The organism is uncultured Desulfovibrio sp. (assembly GCF_944324505.1).
Lineage (GTDB): Bacteria > Desulfobacterota > Desulfovibrionia > Desulfovibrionales > Desulfovibrionaceae > Desulfovibrio.
The window spans coordinates 1-24,860 of the sequence record NZ_CALUWO010000003.1; the positions used below are offsets into that span (position 1 = coordinate 1).

General features: G+C 59.9%; 31 protein-coding genes, 3 tRNA genes, 1 other RNA gene and 1 pseudogene. 28 read left to right on the plus strand and 8 right to left on the minus strand.

The features are described from left to right. Positions 1-18 precede the first annotated feature (18 nt). From Q0J57_RS04280 to Q0J57_RS04295, 4 genes are read right to left on the minus strand one after another with little or no spacing between them, the layout of a single operon-like run. The gene (locus tag Q0J57_RS04280; protein ID WP_297217444.1) at positions 19-426 is read right to left on the minus strand and encodes a hypothetical protein; all 408 of its coding nucleotides are present in this window, start codon (positions 424-426) and stop codon (positions 19-21) included. After that, positions 356-1,501 (minus strand): hypothetical protein, encoded by a 1,146-nt coding sequence (locus Q0J57_RS04285; protein WP_297217446.1) that lies wholly within the window; start codon positions 1,499-1,501, stop codon positions 356-358. Before Q0J57_RS04285 ends, Q0J57_RS04280 begins: the two co-directional genes overlap by 71 nt. Positions 1,502-1,513: 12 nt before the next feature. Next, complete coding sequence (locus Q0J57_RS04290; protein ID WP_297217448.1) at positions 1,514-1,762, minus strand: hypothetical protein; 249 nt, start codon at positions 1,760-1,762, stop codon at positions 1,514-1,516. An 11-nt stretch (positions 1,763-1,773) separates the two neighbouring features. Further along, positions 1,774-2,310, minus strand: coding sequence for a helix-turn-helix transcriptional regulator (locus Q0J57_RS04295; protein WP_297217450.1), 537 nt, complete (start codon positions 2,308-2,310; stop codon positions 1,774-1,776). A 112-nt stretch (positions 2,311-2,422) separates the two neighbouring features. On the opposite strand from Q0J57_RS04295, the gene Q0J57_RS04300 reads away from it, so the two are divergent. The 23 genes and pseudogenes from Q0J57_RS04300 (at position 2,423) to Q0J57_RS04410 (ending at position 15,357) form a co-directional block, all read left to right on the plus strand. Then, positions 2,423-2,821: a hypothetical protein gene (locus Q0J57_RS04300; RefSeq protein ID WP_297217452.1), complete on the plus strand. Its 399-nt coding sequence runs from the start codon at positions 2,423-2,425 to the stop codon at positions 2,819-2,821. Positions 2,822-3,439: 618 nt separating this feature from the next. Then, entirely contained in the window at positions 3,440-3,955 is a 516-nt protein-coding gene (locus Q0J57_RS04305) for a S24/S26 family peptidase (RefSeq protein WP_297217454.1), read from the plus strand. A 37-nt stretch (positions 3,956-3,992) separates the two neighbouring features. Next, the gene (locus tag Q0J57_RS04310) at positions 3,993-4,388 is read left to right on the plus strand and encodes a hypothetical protein (RefSeq protein ID WP_297217455.1); all 396 of its coding nucleotides are present in this window, start codon (positions 3,993-3,995) and stop codon (positions 4,386-4,388) included. A gap of 804 nt (positions 4,389-5,192) precedes the next feature. Further along, positions 5,193-5,269 (plus strand) — tRNA-Pro (locus Q0J57_RS04315). 4 nt (positions 5,270-5,273) lie between these two features. After that, positions 5,274-5,363 (plus strand) — tRNA-Ser (locus Q0J57_RS04320). 218 nt (positions 5,364-5,581) lie between these two features. Then, positions 5,582-5,749, plus strand: a complete 168-nt coding sequence (locus Q0J57_RS04325; protein ID WP_297217457.1) for a hypothetical protein — start codon at positions 5,582-5,584, stop codon at positions 5,747-5,749. 11 nt (positions 5,750-5,760) lie between these two features. After that, positions 5,761-5,940: a hypothetical protein gene (locus Q0J57_RS04330; protein ID WP_297217459.1), complete on the plus strand. Its 180-nt coding sequence runs from the start codon at positions 5,761-5,763 to the stop codon at positions 5,938-5,940. Continuing rightward, on the plus strand, positions 5,903-6,700 hold the full coding sequence (locus Q0J57_RS04335; RefSeq protein WP_297217461.1) for a PD-(D/E)XK nuclease family protein: 798 nt from the start codon (positions 5,903-5,905) through the stop codon (positions 6,698-6,700). The genes Q0J57_RS04330 and Q0J57_RS04335 overlap by 38 nt, the downstream gene beginning before the upstream one ends. 2 nt (positions 6,701-6,702) lie before the next feature. After that, positions 6,703-7,806 (plus strand): hypothetical protein, encoded by a 1,104-nt coding sequence (locus Q0J57_RS04340; RefSeq protein ID WP_297217463.1) that lies wholly within the window; start codon positions 6,703-6,705, stop codon positions 7,804-7,806. An 82-nt stretch (positions 7,807-7,888) separates the two neighbouring features. After that, positions 7,889-8,500: pseudogene (gene rdgC / locus Q0J57_RS04345) on the plus strand (recombination-associated protein RdgC); the annotation flags it as partial. Between the two features lie 33 nt (positions 8,501-8,533). Next, positions 8,534-9,034, plus strand: coding sequence for a hypothetical protein (locus Q0J57_RS04350; protein WP_297218126.1), 501 nt, complete (start codon positions 8,534-8,536; stop codon positions 9,032-9,034). 118 nt (positions 9,035-9,152) lie between these two features. Next, an RNA gene (locus Q0J57_RS04355) (hammerhead ribozyme type II) lies at positions 9,153-9,218 on the plus strand. A 9-nt stretch (positions 9,219-9,227) separates the two neighbouring features. Beyond that, positions 9,228-9,704: a DNA N-6-adenine-methyltransferase gene (locus Q0J57_RS04360; RefSeq protein WP_297217465.1), complete on the plus strand. Its 477-nt coding sequence runs from the start codon at positions 9,228-9,230 to the stop codon at positions 9,702-9,704. 16 nt (positions 9,705-9,720) lie between these two features. Beyond that, positions 9,721-9,954, plus strand: a complete 234-nt coding sequence (locus tag Q0J57_RS04365; protein ID WP_297217467.1) for a hypothetical protein — start codon at positions 9,721-9,723, stop codon at positions 9,952-9,954. Beyond that, positions 9,945-10,346: a hypothetical protein gene (locus tag Q0J57_RS04370; RefSeq protein ID WP_297217469.1), complete on the plus strand. Its 402-nt coding sequence runs from the start codon at positions 9,945-9,947 to the stop codon at positions 10,344-10,346. Before Q0J57_RS04365 ends, Q0J57_RS04370 begins: the two co-directional genes overlap by 10 nt. Then, entirely contained in the window at positions 10,343-11,113 is a 771-nt protein-coding gene (locus Q0J57_RS04375; RefSeq protein WP_297217471.1) for an N-6 DNA methylase, read from the plus strand. The genes Q0J57_RS04370 and Q0J57_RS04375 overlap by 4 nt, the downstream gene beginning before the upstream one ends. A 48-nt stretch (positions 11,114-11,161) precedes the next feature. Next, entirely contained in the window at positions 11,162-11,701 is a 540-nt protein-coding gene (locus Q0J57_RS04380) for a hypothetical protein (RefSeq protein ID WP_297217473.1), read from the plus strand. 358 nt (positions 11,702-12,059) lie between these two features. Beyond that, a complete protein-coding gene (locus Q0J57_RS04385; protein ID WP_297217475.1) occupies positions 12,060-12,245 on the plus strand; it encodes a hypothetical protein in 186 nt (61 codons plus the stop codon). A 77-nt stretch (positions 12,246-12,322) separates the two neighbouring features. Continuing rightward, on the plus strand, positions 12,323-13,072 hold the full coding sequence (locus Q0J57_RS04390) for a hypothetical protein (protein ID WP_297217477.1): 750 nt from the start codon (positions 12,323-12,325) through the stop codon (positions 13,070-13,072). 2 nt (positions 13,073-13,074) lie between these two features. Next, complete coding sequence (locus Q0J57_RS04395; RefSeq protein WP_297217479.1) at positions 13,075-13,323, plus strand: hypothetical protein; 249 nt, start codon at positions 13,075-13,077, stop codon at positions 13,321-13,323. Positions 13,324-13,700: 377 nt separating this feature from the next. Then, entirely contained in the window at positions 13,701-13,910 is a 210-nt protein-coding gene (locus Q0J57_RS04400) for a hypothetical protein (protein ID WP_297217480.1), read from the plus strand. Beyond that, positions 13,903-14,208 carry a hypothetical protein gene (locus tag Q0J57_RS04405; RefSeq protein ID WP_297217481.1) on the plus strand — a complete coding sequence of 102 codons (306 nt, stop codon included), beginning with the start codon at positions 13,903-13,905 and terminating at the stop codon, positions 14,206-14,208. Before Q0J57_RS04400 ends, Q0J57_RS04405 begins: the two co-directional genes overlap by 8 nt. Positions 14,209-14,253: 45 nt before the next feature. Continuing rightward, positions 14,254-15,357, plus strand: coding sequence for a site-specific integrase (locus tag Q0J57_RS04410; RefSeq protein ID WP_297217483.1), 1,104 nt, complete (start codon positions 14,254-14,256; stop codon positions 15,355-15,357). Between the two features lie 14 nt (positions 15,358-15,371). Here the strand turns inward: Q0J57_RS04410 and Q0J57_RS04415 are convergent. Continuing rightward, positions 15,372-15,448 (minus strand) — tRNA-Arg (locus Q0J57_RS04415). A 158-nt stretch (positions 15,449-15,606) separates the two neighbouring features. On the opposite strand from Q0J57_RS04415, the gene pap reads away from it, so the two are divergent. After that, positions 15,607-17,148, plus strand: coding sequence for a polyphosphate:AMP phosphotransferase (gene pap / locus Q0J57_RS04420; RefSeq protein WP_297217485.1), 1,542 nt, complete (start codon positions 15,607-15,609; stop codon positions 17,146-17,148). A gap of 17 nt (positions 17,149-17,165) precedes the next feature. Here the strand turns inward: pap and Q0J57_RS04425 are convergent, their stop codons facing one another. Beyond that, the gene (locus Q0J57_RS04425) at positions 17,166-17,921 is read right to left on the minus strand and encodes an endonuclease (RefSeq protein WP_297217487.1); all 756 of its coding nucleotides are present in this window, start codon (positions 17,919-17,921) and stop codon (positions 17,166-17,168) included. Between the two features lie 145 nt (positions 17,922-18,066). Between Q0J57_RS04425 and Q0J57_RS04430 the strand changes: the two genes are divergently transcribed. The 4 genes from Q0J57_RS04430 to Q0J57_RS04445 are packed head-to-tail and all read left to right on the plus strand — an operon-like array spanning position 18,067 to position 21,345. Continuing rightward, positions 18,067-19,050: a TOBE domain-containing protein gene (locus Q0J57_RS04430; protein WP_297217489.1), complete on the plus strand. Its 984-nt coding sequence runs from the start codon at positions 18,067-18,069 to the stop codon at positions 19,048-19,050. Positions 19,051-19,097: 47 nt separating this feature from the next. Beyond that, positions 19,098-19,919, plus strand: a complete 822-nt coding sequence (locus Q0J57_RS04435) for a substrate-binding domain-containing protein (RefSeq protein WP_297217490.1) — start codon at positions 19,098-19,100, stop codon at positions 19,917-19,919. A 56-nt stretch (positions 19,920-19,975) separates the two neighbouring features. Next, positions 19,976-20,671, plus strand: coding sequence for an ABC transporter permease (locus tag Q0J57_RS04440; RefSeq protein WP_297217492.1), 696 nt, complete (start codon positions 19,976-19,978; stop codon positions 20,669-20,671). Next, positions 20,668-21,345 (plus strand): ABC transporter ATP-binding protein, encoded by a 678-nt coding sequence (locus tag Q0J57_RS04445; protein ID WP_297217494.1) that lies wholly within the window; start codon positions 20,668-20,670, stop codon positions 21,343-21,345. The genes Q0J57_RS04440 and Q0J57_RS04445 overlap by 4 nt, the downstream gene beginning before the upstream one ends. Positions 21,346-21,613: 268 nt before the next feature. Here Q0J57_RS04445 and Q0J57_RS04450 read toward each other — a convergent pair whose 3' ends face one another. After that, positions 21,614-23,350: an NAD-binding protein gene (locus Q0J57_RS04450; protein WP_297217496.1), complete on the minus strand. Its 1,737-nt coding sequence runs from the start codon at positions 23,348-23,350 to the stop codon at positions 21,614-21,616. Positions 23,351-23,480: 130 nt separating this feature from the next. After that, complete coding sequence (rho, locus tag Q0J57_RS04455) at positions 23,481-24,800, minus strand: transcription termination factor Rho (RefSeq protein WP_297217498.1); 1,320 nt, start codon at positions 24,798-24,800, stop codon at positions 23,481-23,483. Positions 24,801-24,860 lie beyond the last annotated feature (60 nt).

Below are 24,860 nucleotides of genomic sequence, written 5' to 3' on the forward strand. Positions count from 1 at the left end.
CTTCCAGCCTGTCCTCGCTCACTGTCGCACCTCCGGAACTTCCAGCCTGTCACACGTTCGCCCCAGCAGATCCGCCATGCGCTCCCCGGCGGATCCGCCACGGCGCACGGCCTGACTGATGGCAGCAGCACGCTCCTGCACCTGACGCGCCGGCGCACAGCTTTCTTCCGGCAGGGCAGGGTATGCGTCCACGGCCCTGTCTGCATGGCGGCACCGTGGCACAAGGCTCAGAATATCGGCCGGCACGGGAAAGCGACGACTTTCCCGCACGTGCAGTACCAGCGCACGCTCCACGTCGCCTCTGTCTTCACCGGCCAGAGCCTGCGCCCAGAGTTCCGACAGGAGCAAAAGCTCTTCAGGCGATTTCAGCTGCCCGTAGAGCAGCGAAAGTTCTCCCAGGCGTCGTGCTATCCAGCTGCGTTCCATGTGCGTCTCCTGCGTTATGCCAATGCGGCTCGTTGTCGTCGTTGTCATGGGGTTCCCTTTTTCTGGCTGCCAGCAGGTACGAGGCCATGCCCCTGCTTTCCTGCTGGCGCTTCTGAAACTCCGTGGGTGCCCGCGTGTCCTGTGTCCCTCTCCCGGCAAATCCTGTCAGGGCCGGCGCGCCCCCAGGCTCCACAAATGGCTTGTCATCCCAGCCCTTGCCGTTGAGCCAGCGGGCGAATTTCGGCACTTTTCCGCGTTTCCACCGGCTGTCCTCTGCGCACATGCTCAGGATGGCCTCCCGGATGACAAAGGCCGGCGCCAGTGTGCCGTTTCGATGCAGACGCATCCATTCGCGCCAGGCCGCCTCCTGCCCCTGCTGCACGGGGTAGACCTCAAAGCAGGACAAAAAGGCAGGCCACTGGGGATTCCCCTTGCTGGGCGCGTCGGTCTTTGCCGGGCCGTCAGGGCAGCGTTCACGGGGCAGGTTCTCCGGCTGCCGCACAGGTGCAGGCGGGGTATCCTCCCCCGGCAACACACACACCTCCCCCTGTGAGGGGGTAAGGGGGTGTGTATTTATATTATCTTCTCTTCTCTGTTCTTCTCTGTTCTTATCTGGTGGCGTTACGCTGGCGTTACATGGCGTTATGGCGTTACGCGTTACGCCAGTAGCGTTACGTGGCGTTACGCCACCTTCGCCATCCGTTACGGTTTCGACGTCATTTTCCTGCCGCTTCCGCTCACGGTAGCGCCGCTGGCGTTCAGCGTTGGTCGATTCCTCGCGCTCTCGCACAGGCTGCCGCTTGCGCCATGCGCAGATACAGCCGCCACAGATAAGCCTCTTTTCCATCATGGCATTCAAGACGGCGTCGCAGGTGCCATCCTCGTAGCCATAGAGCGCGTCGTATGTCTCGCCATCAAAGCCTTCAACACTGCCGCGTTCATCATCCTGAGAGGCGTATTCCAGCAATGCAGCCCAGACAGAAACCACCACGCCCACACTGACCTTTGCCTTGCGGGCAATGATGGGCCACTTGGCGTCAGAGCATGCACCGTGGTACCAGCGAAACCATTCCATCTCGAACCCCTGCTATGACTTTCCCCAGCGCCAGCTTGCATAGGCCGGCATGCCATCAAACAGTCTGCCCACACTGGGCGGGCACTCAGACTCCAGCACCCACATTTCCGAAAATTCGTCTTCGCTCAGTTCCAGCACCTCGCCCGTTGCAGGCAGGATGAGCTGCCACCTGTGCCGGGGCAGAGGCGCCGCATAGGCCCGCTGATAGGGCATGGTCACGGTAATGGCCCTCCTGGCCGCATGGGGAAGCGATGTCGGCATGCTCTCTCCTCCTAGCGTTGAAAAATCTTCTTCCACCACGGGGAAGTGGTGGGCTTCTCCTGCCGAAGGCAGAACAGCGGATCCGCCTCCGCAATGTCACGGGCACAGGCCAGCTCCAGCAGCATGTCCTGAAGATGCTGGCAGTCCAGCACCACATCCCGAAGCTGGCTGCGCAGCTCCCTGGCACGAAAGGGGGTAATGCCCCCATCGGCAGTATCGGCCAGCGTTCGCTGCACATCGCCAAGGCTGGCAGCTGCGCGGGCCGCTGCCGTCAGCACCTCCGCCCGGCTCGTGGCCGAAGGCACCGTATCCCTGCTGCCGATCTGGGCCTGCAGCCACTGGATCAGCACATCATTGCGCATGGCACGGCACAAGGCAGGTATCTTGTCTAGGCCGGGGAAGTAATCCTCCGAATCCTGGGCCAGATACCGGCGCACCGCAGCAGGGCGGATGCCTGCCGCCACGGCAATCTCCTCTGTGGTCATGCCGGAAACGTCCTTGGCGTGACGTATGGCCTCCGTGGCCGTCATGGTAGGGTAGTCAGGCATGGCAGTTCTTCTTTTTGACGTTTGTGCAGCCGTCCGAGAGCATTGCTTCCGGCGGCTGCTCTCCCGTAGGATCGGGATCACCACATCCAGTATCCAATCAGGAGGAAAACCTATGGAAATGCTGTCTCAGGCTTTGCCTGCGCTGTATGCGCTTGCGGGCGCACTTGTTGGCGCGCTGGCGTCGTTTGCCGGCATTCTCGTTACGCAACACCATGAAACGAAGCGCGCGCTCCGACATGAACTTTTTGCCTCTGCCACGGCCTACTGGAATAAAAAAATAGAACTCGCCCAGCGGACCGGCGGATACGCTGCCCCGCTTGAGGATCATATTGTGGACTTCATGGCGCTTTCCCCTCTGCTTTTGAAGGGTGAGGCTCTTTCGGACGAGGAGGTCATACGGCTCCTGCAACGGCGTGAAGCCCGCTGGCAGCGGATCATTGAGTTCCGTATTGCTTGTGAGGGGCAGGCCCAGCATCCTGCGGATCATGAGCGCATATCGTCCCCAAAGTGATGCCGCCTGTTTTCGGCAGGGGGGTAATCGGTCAGAAACGTACACGGTTACCCCCTGGGTGAGATTGGGCATTCTGGCAGCATGGCGTCGCACCGCTGCCGCTCTTCCCTGGGGGCTGGAGCAGGGCAGGGGACTTCCTCAGGCGGCCAGAGGTCGGGGCGAAGGTCGGACAAGGGGATGCCAAGGTTGCGGGAATAGACAACAGCCGATTCCGCCGCGATCTTGTCACCCTTGCAGTGGCGATAGACGGCGTTCAAACTTCGGCCCCCACAGACCTTGGTCAGCTCGCGATATGTCAGCCCGCGTGCTGACCTGAATGCTTCCAGTGCGTTTTTCATAACCAAAATGTTATTTATTAATAACGTAAAAAGCAACAAAAAAGCCGAGCTGTTTTTTGCATAAAACGAACAGCCCCGCTATGGGAAAACCATGGATACCAACATCTATGAAGAATCGGCGCAAAGGGCGTGGGATGCCATCCTTGGCAAGGTAAAAGAGCTTGAAGCCTCTGGGATGAAGCGAGCGGAAATCTCGCGGCTCCTTGGGCATACAGGCCGCTCTGCTGTCACGAACTGGCTCAAGGAATCCTCGACGTCCCGAAACGCCTCATTCCCTGACATGCTGCGATACATTGATGTGCTGGGGCTGGATATTCACGACTACCTTCCCAGACCTGCCACCATTCGGCGCCCGACGCCCAATGCTCCCATAGAAAGGGCCGACGCTGACGACAGCGTGGCCATCCATGTCTACGCTCTGGCGGGAGCTGGCCCGGCCTTTGATCTGGAAGAAAACGATCCCCTGGCTACCATCCGCATTCCACCGGATTATGCCATGCGCTGTGACTGCGCACTCATGGTCAAGGGAGACAGCATGGCCGGTACCGTTCGCAACGGCGGGGTAGTCGGCGTCATCCGTCAAAATTTCGACTTTGCCTCCGGCGAAATTTACGCCGTGCGCCTGCCCTATGAGGGGGTCTCCATCAAACGCGTCATCGTGGATGACGCCACAGGCGAATACATCATCCGCTCCGACAACCCGGATCGGGACAAATACCCAGACCGGCGTCTGCCCATTGCCGAATATGCCGATATCATCCTTGGCCGCGTTGTCTGGGTCTGGCAGGCGGTATAGACCTATAGTTATCTTCTAAAATTACAAGGATTACTTTATGGTAGACAAAGAGATAGATCACCGCCTCGAAATGGCAAAACAATCAAATGAGGCAGCTATAAAATATTCTGAAAAAGCTGTATTATATTTATTCTATCTTAACGGTGGAGCTGCAACAGCATTGTTTGCTAGAGCTGAAGAAAGTTTCTACCCTGCAGCAGTATCTTTCGCTTGGGGAGCGTTCTTAGCTGTAATGTGTATAGGCATCTCGTACCTCTATCAAATGATCATCACTGCATCCTGGTATGCACCTCCGCGCTCTAAATCATTTCAAATAAGTCCAGTCGCTCAATTTAAGATTTCATTTAAAACAATAGAGATTATACGCTTGTTTCCAATATTATGTTGGATATGCTCTGCCATATTTTTTGTGTTTGGCATTACAAAATTATAAAAAAAAGTATATAAACACTCCCTATGGCAGTACCTAAAAAGAGTAAAAATATTATAATCAACTCTTCAGATATTCTCTTCATGCCTTGATGTGTTGTCTCCTCTTTAACCTCTTCTAAGACCTTCCCACTGCCATGGCATAGGGGACAGCATATCGGCCCGGGCATACCGAGCAATAAAACTTCACCAAGGCCGCTGCAATAGCCGCATGCTACCATTATTTTCTCCTTCCCGCCCCTCACCGGGCGGGATTTTTTTGCCCTCTATGTTATTTTAAAAAAACACTTCTTGACAATGTTATTTTTACATAACAAAATAACCTCACGAACACCGGGAAAGGCCGGGAACACGGGCCACGGCCCAGAGTACCACACACCTTCCCCGGCGGACGTTCCCCACAAGTACCGAGCACGGCAAGCCGCAAGCCTCTGGGAGCGGGAAAGCACGCGACGGCAGGGAAGGGGATGCAGCAGCAAGAGGCCCGAAGGAAGGGGCGCCCGCACAAATGGCCCTGCGCAACAGGGTAGGCCGGAAGGCGGCGGGCGGTGGCGACGAGAGCGCCGCACGGGTAGACGCCAGTTACGAGCAGCCCGTGAAACCAAAAACTTCAGACTTCATACCGCCGCGCGGCAACGGGCGGCGGGAATGGAGGCAGAAAACTTTTTCCTCTGACCGGCAGCGACACAGCCTTACCTCACCGTCGTTGCCGGAACTGGGGCTTCTGCTCACGTCGGCGAGGGTTCCGGGTTAGGATAATCAGCAGAAGCCGGGGCCGCGTCCACAGGGGGCGCGGCCCTCATTTTTTCGGAGCGTAGCGCAGCGTGGCAGCGCACCGGCTTTGGGAGCCGGGGGCCGCGGGTTCGATCCCCGCCGCTCCGACCAATACGGATGAGTGGCAGAATGGTCATGGCAGCGATCTTGAAAATCGCCGTGGGCGTCATGTCCACCGTGGGTTCGAATCCCACCTCATCCGCCAAAGCATTTGCTCCCGCCTCCGTGGAGAGTCCTGCAAACGCCGCTGATAGCAGGGCAAGCGTGTAACGGGGCGGCGCTGACATTTCGCCGAAAAACCTCCCGCCAAGCATGCAGCGGCAGGCCCTGCTCTGTTGTGGCTTTTACAGAGCAGGGCTTTTCATGACTCATTCCCCGGCAGTGTACCGCGCTGCCGGGCATTTTTTTCCCAAGGAGGACCTCATGCGCAACATTCACCGCCCGTTCTGGCAGGAACTCCGGGACGAACTCTCCCCACGCCGCAATGCCGCGGGCTGGGCGTGCGTTCTGCTTTTGCTCGCCCTGTTCGCCCTTGTCGGCGAACTCCCGGCAGAAACGTCCGCGTGCTCGCCGCTCATCGTCTCCAGATAGGAGGGCAGGTCATGTGCTACAATCCCTGCCCGTTTTTCGAACCGTGGTCCGAGCAATGCCGCCTGCCGCGCGGGCAACGCTGCTGGGAAGAAACACTGGATGAAGAAGAGCGCCTGGACGCGCTCGTTGAAGAAGATTTTGCGGAGGAAGACGATGGAAACCATAACCATCCGGGCGTCCAGCCTGCCTGAACTGTTCGACTGCCCGGCCAGGTGGGAGGCCAAGCATATTCGTGGCCTGCGTCTGCCCAAGTCCGGCGCGGCCCAGCTGGGCACGGCAGTTCATGCCGGCACGGCCCTTTACGACCAGTCCCGTCTTGATGGCAGCAGTCTCACGGCAGACGAGGCTGCCGGCGCCGTGGCCGACGCCATCCACCGTCCGGAAGAGGACGTGGACTGGGGCGAAGACTCCCAGTCCGAAGCTGAGCGCATCGGCATTGCCCTGCATACCCTCTACTGCCGGGACATCGCCCCGAAACAGCAGTACGTGGCCGTGGAGGCCACCTGCGAGGCCCTGCACATTACCGACATCGGCCTGACGCTCACCGGAACCACCGACCGCATCACGGTGGATGCCGTCGGCGACCTCGGCATCGCGGACATCAAGACCGGCAAAAGCGCCGTGTCGGCTGACGGCACGGTATCCACCGGGCGTCATGCCGCCCAGATCGCCGTCTACGAACTGCTGGCCGGCGCCGCCATCGGTCGGCCCATCACCGCCCCTGCCGAAATCATCGGCTTACAGGTAGCCAAGACGGACAAGGGCCGCCGGGCAGGCATCGGCGTCATCACCGACGCCTGCGAAATGCTTGTCGGGGACGAAGAAAATCCCGGCCTGCTCCAGATGGCAGCAGACCTGCTTCACGCCGGCCGCTTCTATGGCAATCCGTCGTCCCAGCTCTGCAACCCCAAATTCTGCCCGGCATATCCCGCATGCCGCTGGAGGAAATAATCATGAATCACATTCCCGCCCCTCACGCCACAGACATTGCCGCCCTGCGGCAGAACGCCGCGCCGCAGGGAGCCGTCGTCTGCGGCTTTGATACCGTGGCCGGCTTCGAGGCCATACAGCGCATGGCCAATCTGCTTTCCGCATCCGGTCTCGTACCGGACACATACCGCAGCAAGGGGCCAAACGACTACACCAGCAAGGGGAATTGCGTCATCGCGCTGGACATGGCCCTGCGAATGGGCGCCAATCCGCTCATGGTTATGCAAAATCTCTACGTCGTCCACGGCCGCCCGGCCTGGTCGGCGCAGTTTCTCATTGCCACGCTGAACAAGTCCGGCAAGTTCAGCGCCCTGCGCTACGCCTTTCAGGGCACGGAAGGTGCCGACGACTGGGGTTGCCGCGCCTGCGTCACAGAGCTTTCCACCGGCGAAAAGCTGCAAGGTCCGCTCGTCACCATTGGCCTGGCCAAGAAGGAAGGCTGGTACGGCAAGAACGGCAGCAAGTGGCAGTCCATGCCGGAACTCATGCTCCAGTACCGTGCCGCTGCCTGGTTCGTGCGCACCTATGCCCCGGAAATCGCCATGGGCCTCCGCACGGCCGAGGAAGAGCTGGATACCATCGACCTCACCCCGCAGGCTGACGGCAGATTTGCCCAACAGGAAGAGCAGGCCGCCGCACCGTCCCTGACCATGGCGGACATCACGGCACAGGCAAACGCTGCCGCAGCCGGCCAGCCCCAGGCACAGACAGATCAGCCCGCAGCAGCCACGCAGGAAACGGCCCGAAAGCCTCGAATGACGCAGGAAGAACTGGATGCCCTGCGGCAGGACGCGGTGGATGCCTACGCAGCCAGAGGGTACGGCCTCGACAGGGCAGAATGGGACGCCGGCAGGCCCATGGATTCCTGGACCAAGACTGACTGCAAGCGCCTGCTGCGTCTGGCCGAACAGATGCCGGCCCATACGCCGCCGCAGCCTGACGACGCCCCTGCGCCCGATGCCTTCACCTGCCCCGCCAGCGGTACCCGTATCACGGCAGAGCGCTGCCCCTCCTGCCAGCAGCGCAATGGCTGCCCGGCCTGGGATACGTCAGACGCCACGGCCTAGACATTTTCTCTGCGCATAACCTCCTCAAGCCCGCGCCCGCCCGGCAAAAGGCGGGCTTTTTTTATCCTCAAGGAGTTGTCCCATGGGAAACATGGCCGGAAATACCACGAGTTTCACGCGCTTCCGGGTGCTGGATCAGGTAAGCGACCAGCAGTGGCAGAGCATACCGGACAAACTCAGGCAGTACGCCTTTCAGGACATAGACGAGCTTCCAGAAATGCAAACTTATGGCTGGGTCTGCTTCGAGGACATGCTTGACAGAGCGTGGCGAACGGCCCCGCCCCAGAAGGGAGCCTACCTGGTGTTTTCGCTGCGGCTGGACACCCGCCGTATCCCTGCCGGTGTCATCAAGAAGCATGTGGCTCTGGCTCTGCGTGACGAAAAGGAACGCATGGAGGCCCAGGGCAAGAAATTCATCTCCCGTGAACGCCGGAAAGAGCTGAAGGAACAGGTGCTGCTCCGTCTGCGCCAGCGCTTCCTGCCGGTGCCGGCCGAATTCAACGTAATCTGGAACACCACCGCCAACGAGGTCTGGTTCGCCTCAACGCAAAAGAAAATGATCGACCTGTTCATGGAGTTTTTCCTCCAGAGCTTCGATCTGCACCTGGAGCAGCTCACCCCCTACAGTCTGGCAGAGCGGCTACTGGGGGACACTGTCATGCCTCAGATCAACAGCATCACCGCTACCCGATTTACGGGCGAACAGGGGGAAGAACGTCTGACGGGATTGGAAAGCATCCTGGGAGGAGAGTTTCTCACGTGGCTCTGGTACCAGAGCGACGTGGCGCCCGGCGCCTTCACCGATGCCCAGGGCGCCCCCTTCGCCGTAAGCATGGAGCAGCGCATCGTGGTGCAGGGCGGCGAAGGCGATGCCAAAGAAACTGCTTCCGTTACCGGTACGCTTTCCCCCCTGCGAGAAGCCCGCTTCGGCCTGGGCACGGGCAAGAAGGTCTCGCGCGCTCTGGTGCGCATGGAAAAGGACGATATGGCCTTCCAGGTCAGCTTGCGGGCCGAGGACTTCAGCCTGGGCAGCCTCAAGACGCCCAAGCTGGAAAAAAGCGGGGATGATGACGATCCCGATGCCCTGCTGCTGGAAAAATTTTACCTGATAGAGGTTTTCCTTGGCCTGCTGGAGAGCCTGTACGCCAGCTTCCTGCGGCTGCGGCTTTCCTCTGACTGGAGCAAGACTGTCCAGAAGATATCTGCCTGGATCAGGAGGGAAGAATAAGGGAAGAGGCTGTGGCTATGGGATTCATGGCCTGTTTGGCAGGCTGAAGACGGGCTTTGTGTATCAAAAAGCCCGTTTTTTGCGCAGCAAACGTGTTTGTCGCTCATGTATGTGACACAAGCGAAACGCCCCGCCCTGGGGCGTCGTCGTGGCGTGGCGGCCACGGCCTGATGAGCAGCCGGGATGTGAAACAATGAAGAATTTCAACACAAACACGGATAATCATGATGAGTGGTTGACACCGCCGGAGATTATCCGAGCTTTAGACCCATTTGACCTTGATCCTTGTGCCCCAGTGAATCGTCCCTGGGATATGGCGGACAACCACTACACGGTTATCGACAACGGGCTTCAAAAGCCGTGGTTCGGCCGTGTCTGGTGCAATCCTCCCTATGGCCGTGAGACGTTCAAGTGGATGGAAAAGCTGGCTTCTCATGGCAGAGGAGTTGCCTTGATTTTCGCGAGGACTGAGACGCGAGGCTTCCATTCTCAGATATGGAAAAAGGCGCACAGCGTCTTTTTCTTCAAAGGAAGACTGTCCTTCTATCGCGTGGATGGAACAAAGGGGAATACGGCAAACGCTCCATCCTGCCTTGTCACTTATTGTGATGAGGACACTGCAATCATACGGAAAAGCCACCTCGAAGGCAGGCTAGTTTTGCTCAAGTAGCATCCGGGAGGAAGATATGACTGAAAACGAAGAAGCCTATGCCCTCGGCTTTTCCGAAGGATTATCCTACGGGATTGATCTGATGATGGAAGAACTCAAAAAAATTTCCGATGACACTAAAGTCCCCACATCAGCCCGCGTTTTCCTGCGCGGATTTGTGGATAACTACAAAAAAGACGCCGCCAACATCGCTGCGAAAACCTTTGAAGCCATCAATGCGCATAAGGTGGAGAAAACCACATGTCACTAACCCAAGCTGAAAAGACATGGCTGGAACGGAGGAAGAATCTGTGCAGCCGCTGCGCAAGATATGGCTCCTGCAAAATAGGGAATAAACATGGATTCAACACCGAGACGTGCCGGTTTTGGGAAGCCGTGAATCCGAAAGGTGAAATTTTAGTCAGAAATTATTTTTACGAATGCGCAAAATTCGAGGCTCGCGTGTCCGAGAAACTGGCAAAGCCAAGGAATGAACTCCGCCCCAAAGGCTGCTCATGGTACGAGACAACCGAGGACGGGCACCTGGTCAGGAAAACCGCCTGCCCGCTTCGTCACGACATCGACAACTGCCCTGGCTCCGCCATGTGTTTACTCTATCATGCCCGCCTCTCCGCCGAGGAGGAGATGGACGGATCGAAATGAGCAACCGAGAATCAAGGCCTGATCTTGGCCAGGTGCGTAAAAATCTGGACGCCATTATCAGCAAAGGTCACCACGACTATTCCGTTTTTGAGGACTGGATCGGGCTGATGTTCTTCGCTTTCCAGAGGGATGACCCAAAGTACCTTGAGATCATGGGGAAATATCGCAACACCGAGCCAATTGGAGAACGGCCTGCTGACTTCTTCGCCGGCGCCACCGCAAGCCTCATGAAATACATGAGGGCTACGAACGAGGAGGCCCTGGGGACTCTTTATCAAGAATACGCGGCAAACCACTACGCAGGGCAGTTTTTCACCCCGCCTTCTGTAGCGCAGCTGATGGCAAAAATCGTCCACCCCAAACCTCCCAAAACTGGACGTTTCATGATCAACGATCCTGCATGTGGAGCTGGTATTTGCCTAGTCTCTGCTGCTAAGGAGCAGACGTTCGAGGAAAACGGAAGGGCAATATTCGTTGGCCAAGACGTTGACCTCAATTGCGCACGCATGACGAGCCTGAACTTGATGTTCTTCAATCTGGATGGCGTGATAATCTGGGGGAACACCCTGTCGCTTGAAGTCAGAGGGGCATGGGTAACAGAGCGGAGCCTCCTTTGGGGAGGTAGCATCAAACCATTGGACGAGGACAAGGCCAAGAAATGGATATGCGGACACTTCATCCATCAACCGGAAAGCCCTGCTCCAAAAGCTGGTGAAAAAATCGCAGGTACAAGAAGCATGAAGCTGCAACAGCTTTCTTTGCTCTAACCAGGGCCGCCCAGAGCGGCCTTTTTTGTTTTCAGAAAAGGAGGACCCATGCAAATCAAATTCGTGAAGACCCATCCCGAGGCCGTAATCCCTACCCGTGGCAGCGCCGGTGCCGCCGGTTTCGACCTGACCGCCGTTTCCCTCAAGCGCGCCGCAGACATCTACATCTACGACATCGGCATCGCGCTTGAGATACCGGCAGGCTACTATGCCGCCATCTTCCCGCGATCCAGCATCTTCTTCACCGGCCTGGAGCTGACCAACTGCGTTGGCGTCATCGACAGCGACTTCCGCGCCCCCATTTCCGCGATCTTCCGTGAGGTCCCCGGCGACCAGGGCGCCCGCCGCGTGGCCCTACACCGACTTTTCCCTGGCAAGACCAACATGATGCACCCCTACAAGCCCGGCGACCGCATCGCCCAGCTCATCATCCAGCCGTGCGTGGTGCCTGTCCAGGGGCGCGTCACCCTCTCCCAAATGGGCAGCATCCCGCCCTACTGCGATCTTGAGGACGTCCAATTCGTCGAAGCTGACGAGCTGTCCAAAACCACCCGCGGCATGGGCGGGTATGGCAGCACAGGCAGGTAGCCATGATTATTAAGCTCCAAAACGTCATCGGATGCGTCCCCTTCTCTATCCACAAAGTACCTCCTCCTGGGTGGAAGTACCTTGGCAGGATGCCTATGGGGGAAGCCTATAGGCACAAGGCGACATCCCTGACCGTCATTTCCAGCATCGACACCGTTGAAAACGGTGATGGTTCCTCGAAGGTATTGCACGTCTCAGTTTCAAGAAAATCACGCCTTCCCTCATGGGATGATCTGAAAAGGGCGAAGAACACTTTCATGGGGCTTGACGTTGATGCCTACCATGTCATTCCCAAAATCGATGACCATGTGAACCTGCACAACTACTGCATGCACCTATGGGCAGAATGGGAGTAGCTATGAAAAAAACCGTCATCATTTGCGACGACTGCAAGAAAGAATTTTCTTGCATCGGACTTGGCTATTCCCTGACCTGGGAAAGGGCAAAAAAACAGGGCTGGCGAAATCCCAACGGCTACCACGGAGAACACCTCTGCGAAGCCTGCTGCCAGCAGGCCATGAAGAGAGGGGAAACCCTGCGATGAAAAGGCGAAAAGTCAAACTGACAACCGTCAGCGGGCCGAAGTGCCCCTACTGTGGCACGGTCTACAGACACGAAAACATGGCCCGCAACTGCCTGCGCGGGCCGCTTTGCAAGGTCTACAACCTCGTCACCGGAGACCGCCGGACTATTGCTGACATCCAGTTCAAGGCCTCCGCCTGCGTACAGTTCATGGCGGCCCCGCTCCTGTCCAGCACATACAAAGACATCTCCCAGCATGCCCAACGCTGCCTGGACCTCATTGACAGGTTGTACACGGAGACCAAGGCCCTGAAATGCGGCATTGCCGCTTTCGACGCGGCAGTCCATCCCGCGGCCCATCTTCTCGAATCGATCTGGCCGCCTGTCAGGACCGACGTGACGCACCTCATCGCCGTGATCTCCACGGTTCTTGCCGACGTCCGTTTTGCACTGCGTGAGCTGTGGGATCGCTATCCGAAATGGAATACCGAAGCCGTGTGGGCAGAAATCGAAAAAGAGACCGATGCCCTCTTCGAGCAGTTCAATCCGGACGGCGGAGAAAACTACCCACACCTGGACAAGGTAGAGCCGGCCTACGACAGGCTGTACCAGTTCATCTTCCCGGAAGCCAGCAGGCCGGAGCTTCGCCTCTATCTGGCCGGCGAAAGGCTGTGGATCGCAGCGCACAGCAAAGCCGAGGCGCGGGAAGTACTGAGGAAGGGGACGGGGCTAGTTGGCCTGACAATGAAAGGCATCGCCCTGGGCGAAAAACTGGAAGACGGCCGCACGGCGGCTGATCTGCTGGCCACGGCGCAAGGCGTGGCTGGCATCGTGGCGCGGGCAGCATAATAATGGATATAAAAATAACTGTCACGCTGACGAAAGCCCAACGTAAATGGCTTACGTTGATAGCCTCTGAAAAGCAGCCAAAGAATGGGATAGACAATATTCCGTGCCATCATTTGTACCTTAAGGGAATAGCAAAACGCGGCTATGACCTTGAATACAAACTGACAGAAATCGGCTGGCTTGTTCTGCGTGAGATCAACGAGACACATCGTATCGTTAGCAAAAAAAAGAAGGTAAACAATGCCGAATGACAGAAGCGAAGCCGCCATGCGCGAGCGTCTGGAACTGGCAAGGAAGGCGACGCCGGAAGGTGAAAGGACTCTGTGGACGGTTGACCGTGCTGTCCCTCGTGACCTCTGCATCCGCGATGCTTTCAATGAACGGATTTTGACGATGGAAGACTGCACGGAGACGGCGACGGCACGCCACATCGCCGCCAGCTCTCCCGACGTGGTTCGGACTGACATAGAAGAAATCCTGCGGCTTCGGCAGGAGAATAAGCAGATATGGTGTGAAAACCACAGGTTGACCGCCACATGCAGGGGCCGGAAATCTACGGAAGGGAGAAGGCCGCCGAAGCGTGGAACGACCTCCCCAGAAGCCACGAAAAGCTAATGGAGGTTCCTGCATGAGTAAGCAAACCACCATCACCTGCGACGGCTGCGGCGCGTCGCATACCGGCATCGGCTACGCCACCCTGTGGCCCAAGCTCAAAAACATGGGCTGGACAGCCGACAAGGCGCGGCGCGTCCACTACTGCAAGAAGTGCGCGGCGTTCAGACTGGCCCGAACGGAGCAGCAGCATAATCCCGCATACAGGAGGCGCAACCATGCCTGAACGCTTTCTGCGCGAATGTGACATTGCGGCCATGCTGGGTACATCCCCCGGTGTGGCCGCTTCCATTCTGGCCGGCAAGGGGATTCACCCCATAGACTTCGGAGTAGGGCGCGGACGCGGCAGGCGCTGGCTGGAGTCTGCTGTGCAGCAGGCCATGCTTGAAATGCACGCCGCAGCACAGCCCAAAAAGCGTACCTCGGCTGCGCGCCCAGCGGCAGCGCCTCGCCGTGTGGCGACGCTTGCCACCATGTCCGCTAGTGATCTGTACCGATTGACCCAAGCCGGGTGTGTCCAGTAGCCTGTCTTCGGGCACATTTGGCTCATGCTGAAAGGAGGTATCAGCATGGCCATCCGAGAACGGAAGGGCCGCGCGTCGCCGTGGCAATGCTACTGGAATAACCCGCTGACCGGAAAACGCGAGTGCGCAAACTTTGCCACTCAGCAGGAGGCGGAAAAGCACGACTCCCTCATCAAGCATCGCATAAAGTTTGACAGGGAGTCGTTCAGGCAAGGAGAGGGGGAAGAGGAGGAAGAGCAACAGGCGCAGGATTTGACGCTTGAAGCCTGCTATCTTGCTTACCTCAAGGAAAAAAATTTTACCAAAGGAAGCCTTGCATGGCAAATTGGAGCCATGCGCTATCCGCTGCAAAAAATCGGCCTGCTGTCGGTGGCGAAGATCACTCGCAAGCACCTTGAGCAGCTCAAGGCTGAAATGCTGGCGATGCCGGTCAAGTCTGCCACGATTCGCGGCAGGCTTTCCGTGCTTCGTACAGTGCTTCGCTGGTGTGTCGAAAGGGGGTTTTGCGATCCTGTCCGGTTCCCCAAGCTGCCCCCAGCGCAGTATGAGAAGTTTGTGCCGCCAACGCCTGCGGAGCTTGCGGCCATAATGGAATGCGCCGCTCCACATATCGTGCGGACGGTCATCCTGGGGGCGCAGTGTGGCGTCCGTGTCGGGCCGTCAGAGCTGTTCGTTTTGACGTGGGATGATGTAGACCTTGCGCGAAAAGTCGTGCACGTCCACGGGGCAAAAAAGAATCACAGCGCGCCGTGGCGGGAGGTGCCCATACGGGAGGGCCTGCTGCCACTGTTCAGGCAGTGGTGGCAGGAGGATGCTGCGGATGGAGTGCCATATCTCATCCACCACAACGGAAAGCCAGTGGGAAGCATCAAGACCGCATGGGCGCAGGCTCTGCGTCGGGCGGGGATCACGCGGCGGATACGTCCGTATGACCTGCGCCACTTTTTTGCGACCGAGCTTATAGCCGGAGGAGTGGATATAGGCACCGTGGCAAAGCTCATGGGGCACAGCTCCCCGGCCATGATCCTGATGCACTATCAATACGTAATGGACGGTCAAAAACGGGCGGCCGTGGAAGCCCTGCCGGAGCTGGCTCATGTGCCCAAGTCCATGTGCCCAAAAGAAAAGGCTCTTACCGAGCGTCAGTAAGAGCCTGAAATATTTGGCGCGCCCGGGAGGATTCGAACCCCCGGCCAAGAGCTTAGAAGGCTCCTGCTCTATCCACCTGAGCTACGAGCGCACTGTTTGGTTTATACGGGGCAAGGCAGGGGCCGTCAAGAGCGGGAAAGGGGGGGGCATGCTTTTTGCTTGAGCCTGACGCAGGCGCGGGATACCATAAGGCCGCAGTTTCGGTCGGATTGTGGTGCCCGGCATTCCCGGGCCAAACTGGAGGTACGTATGTTTGAGTCTGCCGCGCTGGGGCGCACGTGTGATGACAAGGAATACGCAGAGACCATGCAGTCCCTGCGCATGCGCCTTTTTGAGGCGCAGCGTCAGTGCCTGGCACGCAAGATACCTGTGCTGGTGACCATTGCTGGTCTGAGCGGGGCAGGTCGTGGGGCTGTGGTCAATCTGCTGTCGGAATGGATGGACAGCAAGCACATCCACAATGATGCCTTCTGGATGGAAACGGATGAAGAGCGTCTGCGTCCCCCCCTGTGGCGCTACTGGCGCAAGCTGCCCGCAGCGGGCGAGATAGGGGTCTTTCTGGGGGGCTGGTATGGACCGGCTGTCCGGCTGCATTGCTGCGGCGAGCTGACGGACAGCGACTTTTTGTCCCGTTTGCACCGCGTGCGGGGGCTGGAAGCCAGTCTGGCGGATTCGGGCATGGCCATTGTCAAGCTCTGGCTGCATCTGGACAAGGCCACCTACGATCTGCGCCATCAGCATCGCCTGGCCCATAAGGAAGATTATCACTTCACGCCATACGACAAAAAGACAGCCGGCAATTATGACGGGCTTGTGGCCTCCATCACCACGGCCATCACCCAGACCGACCGCCCTCAGGCCCCCTGGACCATCGTGGATGCGGCGGATGCCAATTACCGCAATCTGTCCGTGGCACAGGCCATCATTGCGGGCATGGAACGCGCCATGGCGGCACAGGATGCCAAGGCGGCCCGCGTGAAGCAGGAAAAGGACGGTGCGGCGTCCACCGTGCAGGAGGGCCTCATTTCCACGCTGGATGCCATAGACCTGGGCATTTCGCAGGAGCCGCAGCACTATCGCAAGACGCTGGCCGCGCTGCAGGAAGAGCTGTACGGCCTTACCTACCATGCCTATCAAAAGGGCATTTCCAGTACGCTTATTTTCGAGGGCTGGGATGCCGCGGGGAAGGGCGGCGTCATCCGCCGGCTTACGGCAGGTGTGGATGCCCGCATTACCCGGGTCATTCCCATCAGTGCGCCTTCCGATGAAGAGCTGGCTCATCATTACCTGTGGCGCTTCTGGCGGCACATTCCGCGGGCCGGCTTCCTTACCATTTATGACCGGTCCTGGTACGGGCGCGTCCTGGTGGAGCGGGTGGAAGAGCTGACCCCGCGGGAAGACTGGAGCCGGGCCTACGCGGAAATCAATCATTTTGAGGAGCAGCTTACGGAAAACGGCAATATCCTGCTCAAGTTCTGGCTGCACATTTCACCGGAAGAGCAGCTGCGCCGGTTCCGGGAACGGGAAGAAACCCCGTGGAAGCAGTACAAGATTACCAGCGAGGACTGGCGCAACCGGGAAAAGCGGGATGCCTATGTGCCGGCGGCGGATGAAATGTTCCTGCGCACCAGCACGTCCTATGCGCCATGGCACGTCATTGCCGCCGAAAACAAGAAGTATGCCCGCCTGGCCGTGTTGCGCTGTTACAGGGATGCCCTGCGGGCAGCTCTGGACAGGAGCGCGGAAAAGAAGCCGGCCGGCAGCAAGAAAAAACAGCGCAAGGGCAAGTAGGGCCGCACCGGGCAGCCTTACGGTGCGCAGCGCCGGGTAAGGAACGGATTGTCATTGCCCTGCAGGCGGGTAATGCGCCGGTTGCGCTCGCATTCCCAGCGGTCAGGGGGAAACAGCCTGTCCCAGGTCTGGAAGAGCTGCTCCTGCTGCCGGCTGAGGCGAAAGTGCGCATAGCTTGCCTGCATGTACAAGGCGGCACGGGCCACAATGCCCTTGGCCCTGTCCGGCGGTTCGGCATGGCGTCTGGCAATCTTCATGGCACAGAACGCAAAGGCCGGCGGCACACCCGGCAGCAGACGAAAGTCGAAGTTGGCGCGTGCGGCATTGATCAGCCCCAGTGCCGGAAAAAGATTGTGCATGTCCGCCTGCATGCGCCGGTATTCCCGGCTGACCTTCTGGGCGCAGGCCCTGCCCCGGAAGGGGCGGCCCTGCCTGTCCCGGCAGCGGGGGTGACCATGGCGCCATGCCGCGAAGTTGCGGCCAAAATGCTCCGCCGGAACGGCATGCTCCCACTCCACACGGGCGGCGCGGGGCAATGCCGCCGGCGGCCGGTACTGCACGGGAAGCGCTGCGATGCCGTTGTCCTGAAAGGGAATGCCGCAATAAAGGGTGCGGCGGTGATCCGCATAGACCGTATGGTGCAGCAGGCGTTTGGCCGTGGCCAGACTTTCGATGCGCTCATTGCCCGCTGCCGGACAGGTGGCGGGCAGGCACAGCGCCCACAGCAGCATGACCAACGGACAGAATACGCGACAGAAAATATATAAATACATATGAAATATTCTATTTATAAGCGCGTGTCCTGTCCAGTCGTCCGCCAGACAGGGCAGACAGGGCAGACAGCACGGCCGGGCGGGTACCACCAGCACGCCGTCATGCGGCAGGCGGTGGTGGCCGGCCCGGAAAGGAAGGAACGGCGTGTCCTGCCTGTCGCGTGAAATGCTGGAGGCGCTTTCCCTGCGCTGGGAGGCCTGGGAGGGCGAGGCCACCACACCGGGCCGGCGGGTGACGCGCGCCAGGCTCCATCTGGCCTTTCTGCTGGTGCGCTATGGCGGCCTGCGCCTGGGGGAGGTGCTGGGGCTGGATGCCCGCCGGGCGGTGGATACCGTGACCGGCATGCTGCATGTTCCCGGTCCCAATGCGCGCGACGTGCTGCTGCCCATGAGCTGCATGCGTCATGTGCGGCGCCTGCTGAGCCTGCCGGAGGCGGCGCAGCCGGATTTTCTGGTCATGGACGAGGGCTTTTTGCGCAAGAAATTCTATGCCGTGGCCGCCTCGCTGGGGATTGCGCCTGCCCTGGCCGGGCCGCGCGCCCTGCGTCATGCCCGGGGGCTGGAGCTTTTGTCGCTGCATGTGCCCCTGGGACTGGTGCAGAAGTTTCTGGGCCAGCAGAAACCGTCGCAGGTGGTGGCCTTTCTGGATTTTGCGGACGGGGCGGCCCGTCGCATGCTGCGGGAACAGGCCCGCCGGCGTCTGCCGCATCTTTCCGGTGAGGAGGACAATCTTTTTGTGGGCATGGTCACCGGCCTTGCCGTGGGCATGCGCGTGGCCGAGGTGGAGGTGACCACCTTTGCCGACATGCGCCTGGTGGCACGCTGCGATCTTGCCCTGTTGCAGCGCTTGGAGCTGCACGAAAATCAGGTTATAAGCGTACACGTCGCGTCGGAGGAAATCGTTCTGACGACAGAGCCGGTAAGCACCTCGCTGGGCAATATGGTCCGGGGCACGGTCTCCAGTCTGCATGCCGACAGGGTGGAGTGCTTTGTGGGGGTGGATCTGCCCGACGGTACTGTCCTGCGGGCCACGCTGGAAAGTGCCGCTGTGGAAGGTCTGCATCTCTATGAGGGCCGCCGGGTCTATGCCCTGTTTTCGTCACGTGCCGTCCGGCTGTGCGACGAGTAGATATTGGTCCGCCATGCAGACGGATCGCAGACAAAGGAGTCGCGTTTATGATACTGCTTCGCAACCTGGCCCTTGGCCTTGTGGTTGCCGGCGCTCTGGTCGTTCCGGCCCGGGCGGCGGAAACCCTCATGATGGCTACCACCACCAGTACGCAGGATTCCGGACTGCTGGAATACCTCAACCCCGCCTTTGAGAAAGAGACGGGCATCGATCTGAAGTGGGTGGCGGTGGGAACCGGCAAGGCCCTGGAAATTGCCAAGAACTGTGATGCCGATGTGCTGCTGGTGCATGCCCCGGCGGCGGAAAAGAAATTTGTGGCCGAAGGGCACGGCATTGATCGCCGTCAGATCATGTACAATGATTTCGTGCTGGTCGGTCCTGTGGCTGATCCCGCTGCCGTGGGGGGCAAGACCACGGCCCAGGCCCTTGCGGCCATTGCCGCCGCCAAGGCGCCCTTTGTCAGCCGCGGTGACGAATCCGGTACGCACAAGGCCGAAAAGGCGCTGTGGAAGGCCAGCAATCTTTCGCCGGACAAGGAATCCTTCTACATTTCCGCCGGTCAGGGCATGATGGCCACCCTGAATATGGCTGCCGAAAAGAAGGGCTATGCGCTGACGGACCGCGGAACGTGGATCAAGTTCGCCAACAAGCAGGGCAGCAAGAATCCTCTGCGCATTGTGGTGGAGGGCGACAAGGCCCTGTTCAATCAGTACAGCGTCATCACCGTCAATCCGGAGCGCTGCCCCCGTGTAAAGAAGAGTGCGGCCAAGACCTTTGAGGATTGGTGGGTCAAGCCCGAAACCCAGAAGCGCATTGCCGACTACAAGCTGGAAGGCAAGCAGCTCTTCTTCCCCAACGCGGGCAAGTAAGACGGACCGTCAGAAGGTCAGGGGGCGCCGCCGGCGCCCCCTTTTTGCAACCTGCCATGGAATATCTTGCCGACGGTTTTCTGACAGCGTTCACGCTTTTGCTGCACATGGATGATGCCACCAGAGCGGCCATAGGCGCCACGCTGCTGTCCACCACCTATGCCATGACCGCCGCGCTTCTGCTGGGTCTGCCGCTGGGCTTCTGCCTGGGCTACTGCCAGTTTCCGGGCCGGCGTTTCCTGCGCCTGGTGTCCGATACGCTGCTGGCCTTTCCCACGGTGCTCATCGGTCTGCTGGTCTATGCCTTCATCACCTATCGCGGTCCGCTGGGGCAGTGGGGGCTGCTGTTCACGCTGCCGGGCATGGCCATCGGGCAGGCCGTGCTGGCGCTGCCCATTGTGGTGTCGTGGGTGGCCCAGGCGGTGGAAGGGCTGGACCCGCGCTGCCGTGAAACCCTGCTGACGCTGGGCGCCCGTCCGTCTCAGCTGGCCCGTCTGACCCTCTGGGAATGCCGCTATGCCATCGGCATGGTCTGTGTGACGGCCTTTGGACGGGTCATTACCGAAGTGGGCATCGCCATGATGCTGGGCGGCAATATTCGCTATGCCACCCGCACCATGACCACAGCCATTGCGCTGGAAACCAGCAAGGGGGAATTCGGGCAGGGCATTGCCCTGGGGCTTGTGCTGCTGTTTCTGGCGTTTCTGGTCAATGTGACCCTGGCCTTTTTCCGGCGGAGGGGAAGCACGTGAGTCTCCTGTACGAGGGGCACGATCTGGTGCAGCGCTATGACGGGCGCGAGGCCCTGCGCCTTTCCTGTCTGGAAGTGGAGGAGGGCGAAAGCCTGGCCCTCACCGGCCCCAATGGCTGCGGCAAGTCCACGCTGCTGCGTCTGCTGGCCTTTCTGGAACAGCCGGCGGCCGGCGTGCTGCGCTATGCGGGCAGCGCCACTCCCCGCATGGAAGTGACCCTGCTGTTGCAGGAAGCCTACCTGCTGCGGGCCTCCGTATACGACAATGTGACGCTGGGGTTGCGCCTGCGCGGCTGGCGCGGAGACCGGCGGGCAGCCTATGAAACGGCCATGCGGGCCGTGGGCTTTGAACAGCCCCGGGATATGGCCGGACGAGGCCCGCGGGCGCTGTCCGGCGGGGAGCGGCAGCGGGTGGCGCTGGCCGCCCGTCTGTTGCTGCGGCCGCGGGTGCTGCTGCTGGATGAACCCACGTCCAGTGTGGATGCCCGCAGCGGGCGGGCCATTGTGGAGGCGGTGCAGCACTGCCTGCGCCAGGGCACCACGGTGATCTGTGCCACGCATGACCGCGCGCTGGTGGAGGCCCTGGCCGCACGGGAGCTGTCGCTGGGGCGTGACTGGCATGAAGGGCTTGAAATGAGCGGACAGGATCAGGGCACGCAGCCCCCCGCCGCGTGAGACAGGGAATCTCCCTTCCGTCAGGGCGGGAGGAGCCGTGGTTCCGGGCGCGTTTGTGCCCCGGTGCATTCTGATGGAGCGTTGCGGCATGGGCAGCCGCCTGTCCTGACACTGGTGCGTGCCGGGCATGTACGGGTACCATGGTGCCATGGCCGGGGCCTCATGTTCCGCAGGCCGGTATGCGCAGCCCGGGCGGTCCGGTATGGCGCTGGCAGGAAGGCAGGGCCATTGCCCTGCGGGTTGTGGGGCCGCGGGCGTCCGCAGGGGGTCAGCTCAGGTCCACGTCGTGGCTGCCCAGGTTGTGGTCCACGCCATAGAGTTTGCGGAATTTTTCCTCGCCTTCGGAATCGCCGATGAGATAAAGGGCATCACCCAGGGCAAAGGTGTGGCCGGGAGCCGGGTTGACGTACATGGCGCCGGTGGTGGAGCGAATGGCCACCACGCTGCACTGGGTCCGGTTGCGGATGCCGCAGTCCCGCAGGGTTTTGCCGCTGAGGGAACCGCGTATGGTGTAGCGGAAGATGGACAGGCGTTCATTGATCATGAGCAGCTTGTCCGGGGACAGCAGGCTGAAGATGCTGCTGCTCACCAGCGAGGCAAGGGAAAGCACCTGATCGGCGCCGGCGCTGTGCAGGCCGTTGACGTTGCGGTCCAGTGAGGCCCGGCACAGAATCTGGGCATCGGGGCGCAGGCGGCGGCAGAAGATGCTCAGGTAGATATTGGCGTCATCGTCATGGGTGGTGATGATGATGGAGGCGGTCTTGCGGATGCCCGCCCGTTCCAGCACCGCCATGTCCGAAGCATCGCCGCGGATATGCGGGGTGGACTTGCTGTTGATGTGTTCCTTGCGGTCCACGATGACCGCCGGAATGCGGCGCCGGGCCAGATGCGTGGCCACCGAAAGGCCTACCCGGCCTCCCCCCAGAATGACCGCCGGAGGCTGTGCCTCCCGTGAGGCGCGGGGCTTGCTGATGAGGCGGTCCAGCGCGCGGACCTGATGCTCCGTGCCGGCAATGACCAGCACGCAGCTGTGGGTAAAGACCGTGTCCGGCCTGGGCAGATGAAAGACGCCACGGTCCCATACGCCCACCACGTTGACGCCCGTGCTTTCGCGCAGGCCGCAGTCCAGCAGTTTCTTGCCCGCCAGGGCACTGTGCATGACGGGCACCTCCGCCACCACCAGATTGCCGAAGCGACCCATGATGCCCGCCCGCTGCGCGGGGTTGAGCACGCGCCGGGCCAGGGCTTCCCCCAGAACATTGTGAAATTCAAAAACCCGTGTGCAGCCCGCCAGGCGCAGGATGTCGCTGGAATCGGCATTGTCCACCCCGGCGGCTATGGTCAGGCGCGGCGCTGCCTCACGGGCGGTAAAGGCAATATTGGTGCAGCGAATATCCGTATCCAGCACAACCAGCATGGCCGCGGCAGCGGCCCGCAGCTTTTCGTAGGTCTTGACGTCGTCATGGTCGCCGGCGGCCACGGAATAGCCCTGTTCCAGCAGTTCCAGGCCAGTCTGCGGGTCCTGGCAGAGCAGCACATTGTGCACGCCGTAATGGCGCAGATCATCGGCAAGGTTGAGGGGAATGGGACCATTGCCCACAATGATGACGTGATCGCGGGTGGAGGGCGGCAGCTGGCGGGGCACCATGTCCTTTTTCTGATTTTCCAGCCACGGCAGATAGAAGTGCTGGATGAAGGTGAAGGGCAGCATGATCAGAAAGAAGATGACGCCCGAAATGAGCACCAGAATGGAAAAGAGGCGGCCCATGTCCGAGGTGAAGGTGATGTCGCCGAATCCCAGGGTGGACATGACCGTAAGCGTCCAGTACACGCCGGTAATCCAGGAATGGTGCTGGCCCTCGTATTCCATGATCCAGTGGAAGACGACGCTGTAGGCAGCGACCATGAGGCACAGGGTAATGCAGAAACGCCGCAGAATGGCCGTATTATGATTGGCGCCCCGTTCCCGCAGGAAGGACATGAGCTGGGAGGGCAGATATTTCATGGGCATCCGGTAGGGTAGAAGATGGACGGATACGCGTATCGGCGCAGTGTACGTCCATCAGCACGGCAAGGCAAGGGCGGCAGGCCCACGGGCAACGAAAATGCCCCGCCGTTGCAGCGGGGCATGCTCGTCATTTGCCCATGGCGTTGAGGAAGTCCCTGTTGGACTTGGTGCCGCGCATCTTGTCCAGCAGGAATTCCATGCTGTCGATGGGTGACATGGGCGCAAGGATTTTGCGCAGTATCCAGACCCGGTTGAGGATATCGTCCGCCAGGAGCAGGTCTTCCTTGCGCGTCCCGGTACGGTTGATGTCGATGGCCGGGAAAATACGTTTTTCCGCCAGGTGACGATCCAGAAAGATTTCCATGTTGCCGGTGCCCTTGAATTCCTCGAAAATGACTTCATCCATGCGGGAGCCGGTATCGATGAGGGCCGTGGCAATGATGGTCAGGCTGCCGCCTTCCTCGATATTGCGTGCCGCTCCGAAGAAACGCTTGGGACGTTGCAGGGCATTGGCATCCAGACCGCCGGAAAGCACGCGGCCGGAAGAGGGGGTTACGGTATTGAAGGCCCGGCCCAGACGGGTGATGGAGTCCAGCAGAATGACCACATCACGCTTGCGCTCCACAAGGCGCTTGGCCTTTTCCAGAACCATTTCGCACACCTGCACATGGCGCTGCGGCGGCTCGTCAAAGGTGGAGCTGATCACCTCGGCCTGTTTTACCGTGCGCTCCATGTCGGTGACTTCTTCGGGGCGCTCGTCGATGAGCAGGACAATGAGGTAGACATCGGGATTGTTGGCGTTGATGGCATTGGCCAGGGATTGCAGGAGAACGGTCTTGCCGGTGCGCGGGGGGGCCACGATGAGGCCGCGCTGGCCACAGCCGATGGGGGCCATGAGGTCAATGACCCGGTTGGAAAGATTCTTGTCGCCGTTTTCCATGACCAGCTGGCGGTCGGGATATATGGGCGTGAGATTGTCGAACAGAACGAGATTCTTGGCGTTTTCCGGTGGCTCAAAGCCGATTTCCGTGACTTTGAGCAGGGCAAAGTAGCGCTCACCCTCCTTGGGGGGGCGGATCTGCCCGGAAACCACGTCCCCTTTGCGCAGGGAAAAGCGGCGGATCTGTGAGGGAGAAACATAGATGTCGTCCGGTCCAGGCATGTAGCTGCACAGCGGCGAGCGCAGAAAGCCGAAGCCGTCGGGCAGAATTTCCAGCACGCCGTCGCCAAAGATGGCGCCGTTTTGTGAGGCACAGCTCTGCAGCAGGGCAAAGATGAGTTCCTGCTTGCGCATGGAGCTGGCATTTTCGATCTCGTACTGCTCGGCAAGCTCCATGAGGTCCTGCATGCTGCGGGTTTTGAGATCCGTGAGACTGAGGGTGCTGTCAGAAAGCAGCTCGGGTTCGGTCTTTCTTTTGCGAACAGGTTTGCGGGGCTTTTTTTCCATGGCTGAAGGGCAGGGCGCGGCACGAAATGCGCCGGCAGAAAGTGAAAGGAACAGGTGAGG

Bases quoted from the DNA above. Each gene is read 5' to 3' on its own strand.
- pap (WP_297217485.1), top strand. From the start codon at position 15,607: ATGTTTGAGTCTGCCGCGCTGGGGCGCACGTGTGATGACAAGGAATAC.
- Q0J57_RS04310 (WP_297217455.1), top strand. From the start codon at position 3,993: ATGGTAGACAAAGAGATAGATCACCGCCTCGAAATGGCAAAACAATCA.
- Q0J57_RS04330 (WP_297217459.1), top strand. From the start codon at position 5,761: ATGTGCTACAATCCCTGCCCGTTTTTCGAACCGTGGTCCGAGCAATGC.
- Q0J57_RS04390 (WP_297217477.1), top strand. From the start codon at position 12,323: ATGGCCCGCAACTGCCTGCGCGGGCCGCTTTGCAAGGTCTACAACCTC.
- Q0J57_RS04425 (WP_297217487.1), bottom strand. From the start codon at position 17,921: ATGTATTTATATATTTTCTGTCGCGTATTCTGTCCGTTGGTCATGCTG.
- Q0J57_RS04400 (WP_297217480.1), top strand. From the start codon at position 13,701: ATGAGTAAGCAAACCACCATCACCTGCGACGGCTGCGGCGCGTCGCAT.
- Q0J57_RS04440 (WP_297217492.1), top strand. From the start codon at position 19,976: ATGGAATATCTTGCCGACGGTTTTCTGACAGCGTTCACGCTTTTGCTG.
- Q0J57_RS04395 (WP_297217479.1), top strand. From the start codon at position 13,075: ATGGATATAAAAATAACTGTCACGCTGACGAAAGCCCAACGTAAATGG.
- Q0J57_RS04360 (WP_297217465.1), top strand. From the start codon at position 9,228: ATGAAGAATTTCAACACAAACACGGATAATCATGATGAGTGGTTGACA.
- Q0J57_RS04300 (WP_297217452.1), top strand. From the start codon at position 2,423: ATGGAAATGCTGTCTCAGGCTTTGCCTGCGCTGTATGCGCTTGCGGGC.
- Q0J57_RS04295 (WP_297217450.1), bottom strand. From the start codon at position 2,310: ATGCCTGACTACCCTACCATGACGGCCACGGAGGCCATACGTCACGCC.
- Q0J57_RS04285 (WP_297217446.1), bottom strand. From the start codon at position 1,501: ATGGAATGGTTTCGCTGGTACCACGGTGCATGCTCTGACGCCAAGTGG.
- Q0J57_RS04325 (WP_297217457.1), top strand. From the start codon at position 5,582: ATGCGCAACATTCACCGCCCGTTCTGGCAGGAACTCCGGGACGAACTC.
- Q0J57_RS04335 (WP_297217461.1), top strand. From the start codon at position 5,903: ATGGAAACCATAACCATCCGGGCGTCCAGCCTGCCTGAACTGTTCGAC.
- Q0J57_RS04305 (WP_297217454.1), top strand. From the start codon at position 3,440: ATGCTGCGATACATTGATGTGCTGGGGCTGGATATTCACGACTACCTT.
- Q0J57_RS04405 (WP_297217481.1), top strand. From the start codon at position 13,903: ATGCCTGAACGCTTTCTGCGCGAATGTGACATTGCGGCCATGCTGGGT.
- Q0J57_RS04370 (WP_297217469.1), top strand. From the start codon at position 9,945: ATGTCACTAACCCAAGCTGAAAAGACATGGCTGGAACGGAGGAAGAAT.
- Q0J57_RS04385 (WP_297217475.1), top strand. From the start codon at position 12,060: ATGAAAAAAACCGTCATCATTTGCGACGACTGCAAGAAAGAATTTTCT.
- Q0J57_RS04375 (WP_297217471.1), top strand. From the start codon at position 10,343: ATGAGCAACCGAGAATCAAGGCCTGATCTTGGCCAGGTGCGTAAAAAT.
- Q0J57_RS04340 (WP_297217463.1), top strand. From the start codon at position 6,703: ATGAATCACATTCCCGCCCCTCACGCCACAGACATTGCCGCCCTGCGG.
- Q0J57_RS04435 (WP_297217490.1), top strand. From the start codon at position 19,098: ATGATACTGCTTCGCAACCTGGCCCTTGGCCTTGTGGTTGCCGGCGCT.
- Q0J57_RS04450 (WP_297217496.1), bottom strand. From the start codon at position 23,350: ATGAAATATCTGCCCTCCCAGCTCATGTCCTTCCTGCGGGAACGGGGC.
- Q0J57_RS04380 (WP_297217473.1), top strand. From the start codon at position 11,162: ATGCAAATCAAATTCGTGAAGACCCATCCCGAGGCCGTAATCCCTACC.
- Q0J57_RS04280 (WP_297217444.1), bottom strand. From the start codon at position 426: ATGGAACGCAGCTGGATAGCACGACGCCTGGGAGAACTTTCGCTGCTC.
- Q0J57_RS04410 (WP_297217483.1), top strand. From the start codon at position 14,254: ATGGCCATCCGAGAACGGAAGGGCCGCGCGTCGCCGTGGCAATGCTAC.
- Q0J57_RS04365 (WP_297217467.1), top strand. From the start codon at position 9,721: ATGACTGAAAACGAAGAAGCCTATGCCCTCGGCTTTTCCGAAGGATTA.
- Q0J57_RS04290 (WP_297217448.1), bottom strand. From the start codon at position 1,762: ATGCCGACATCGCTTCCCCATGCGGCCAGGAGGGCCATTACCGTGACC.
- rho (WP_297217498.1), bottom strand. From the start codon at position 24,800: ATGGAAAAAAAGCCCCGCAAACCTGTTCGCAAAAGAAAGACCGAACCC.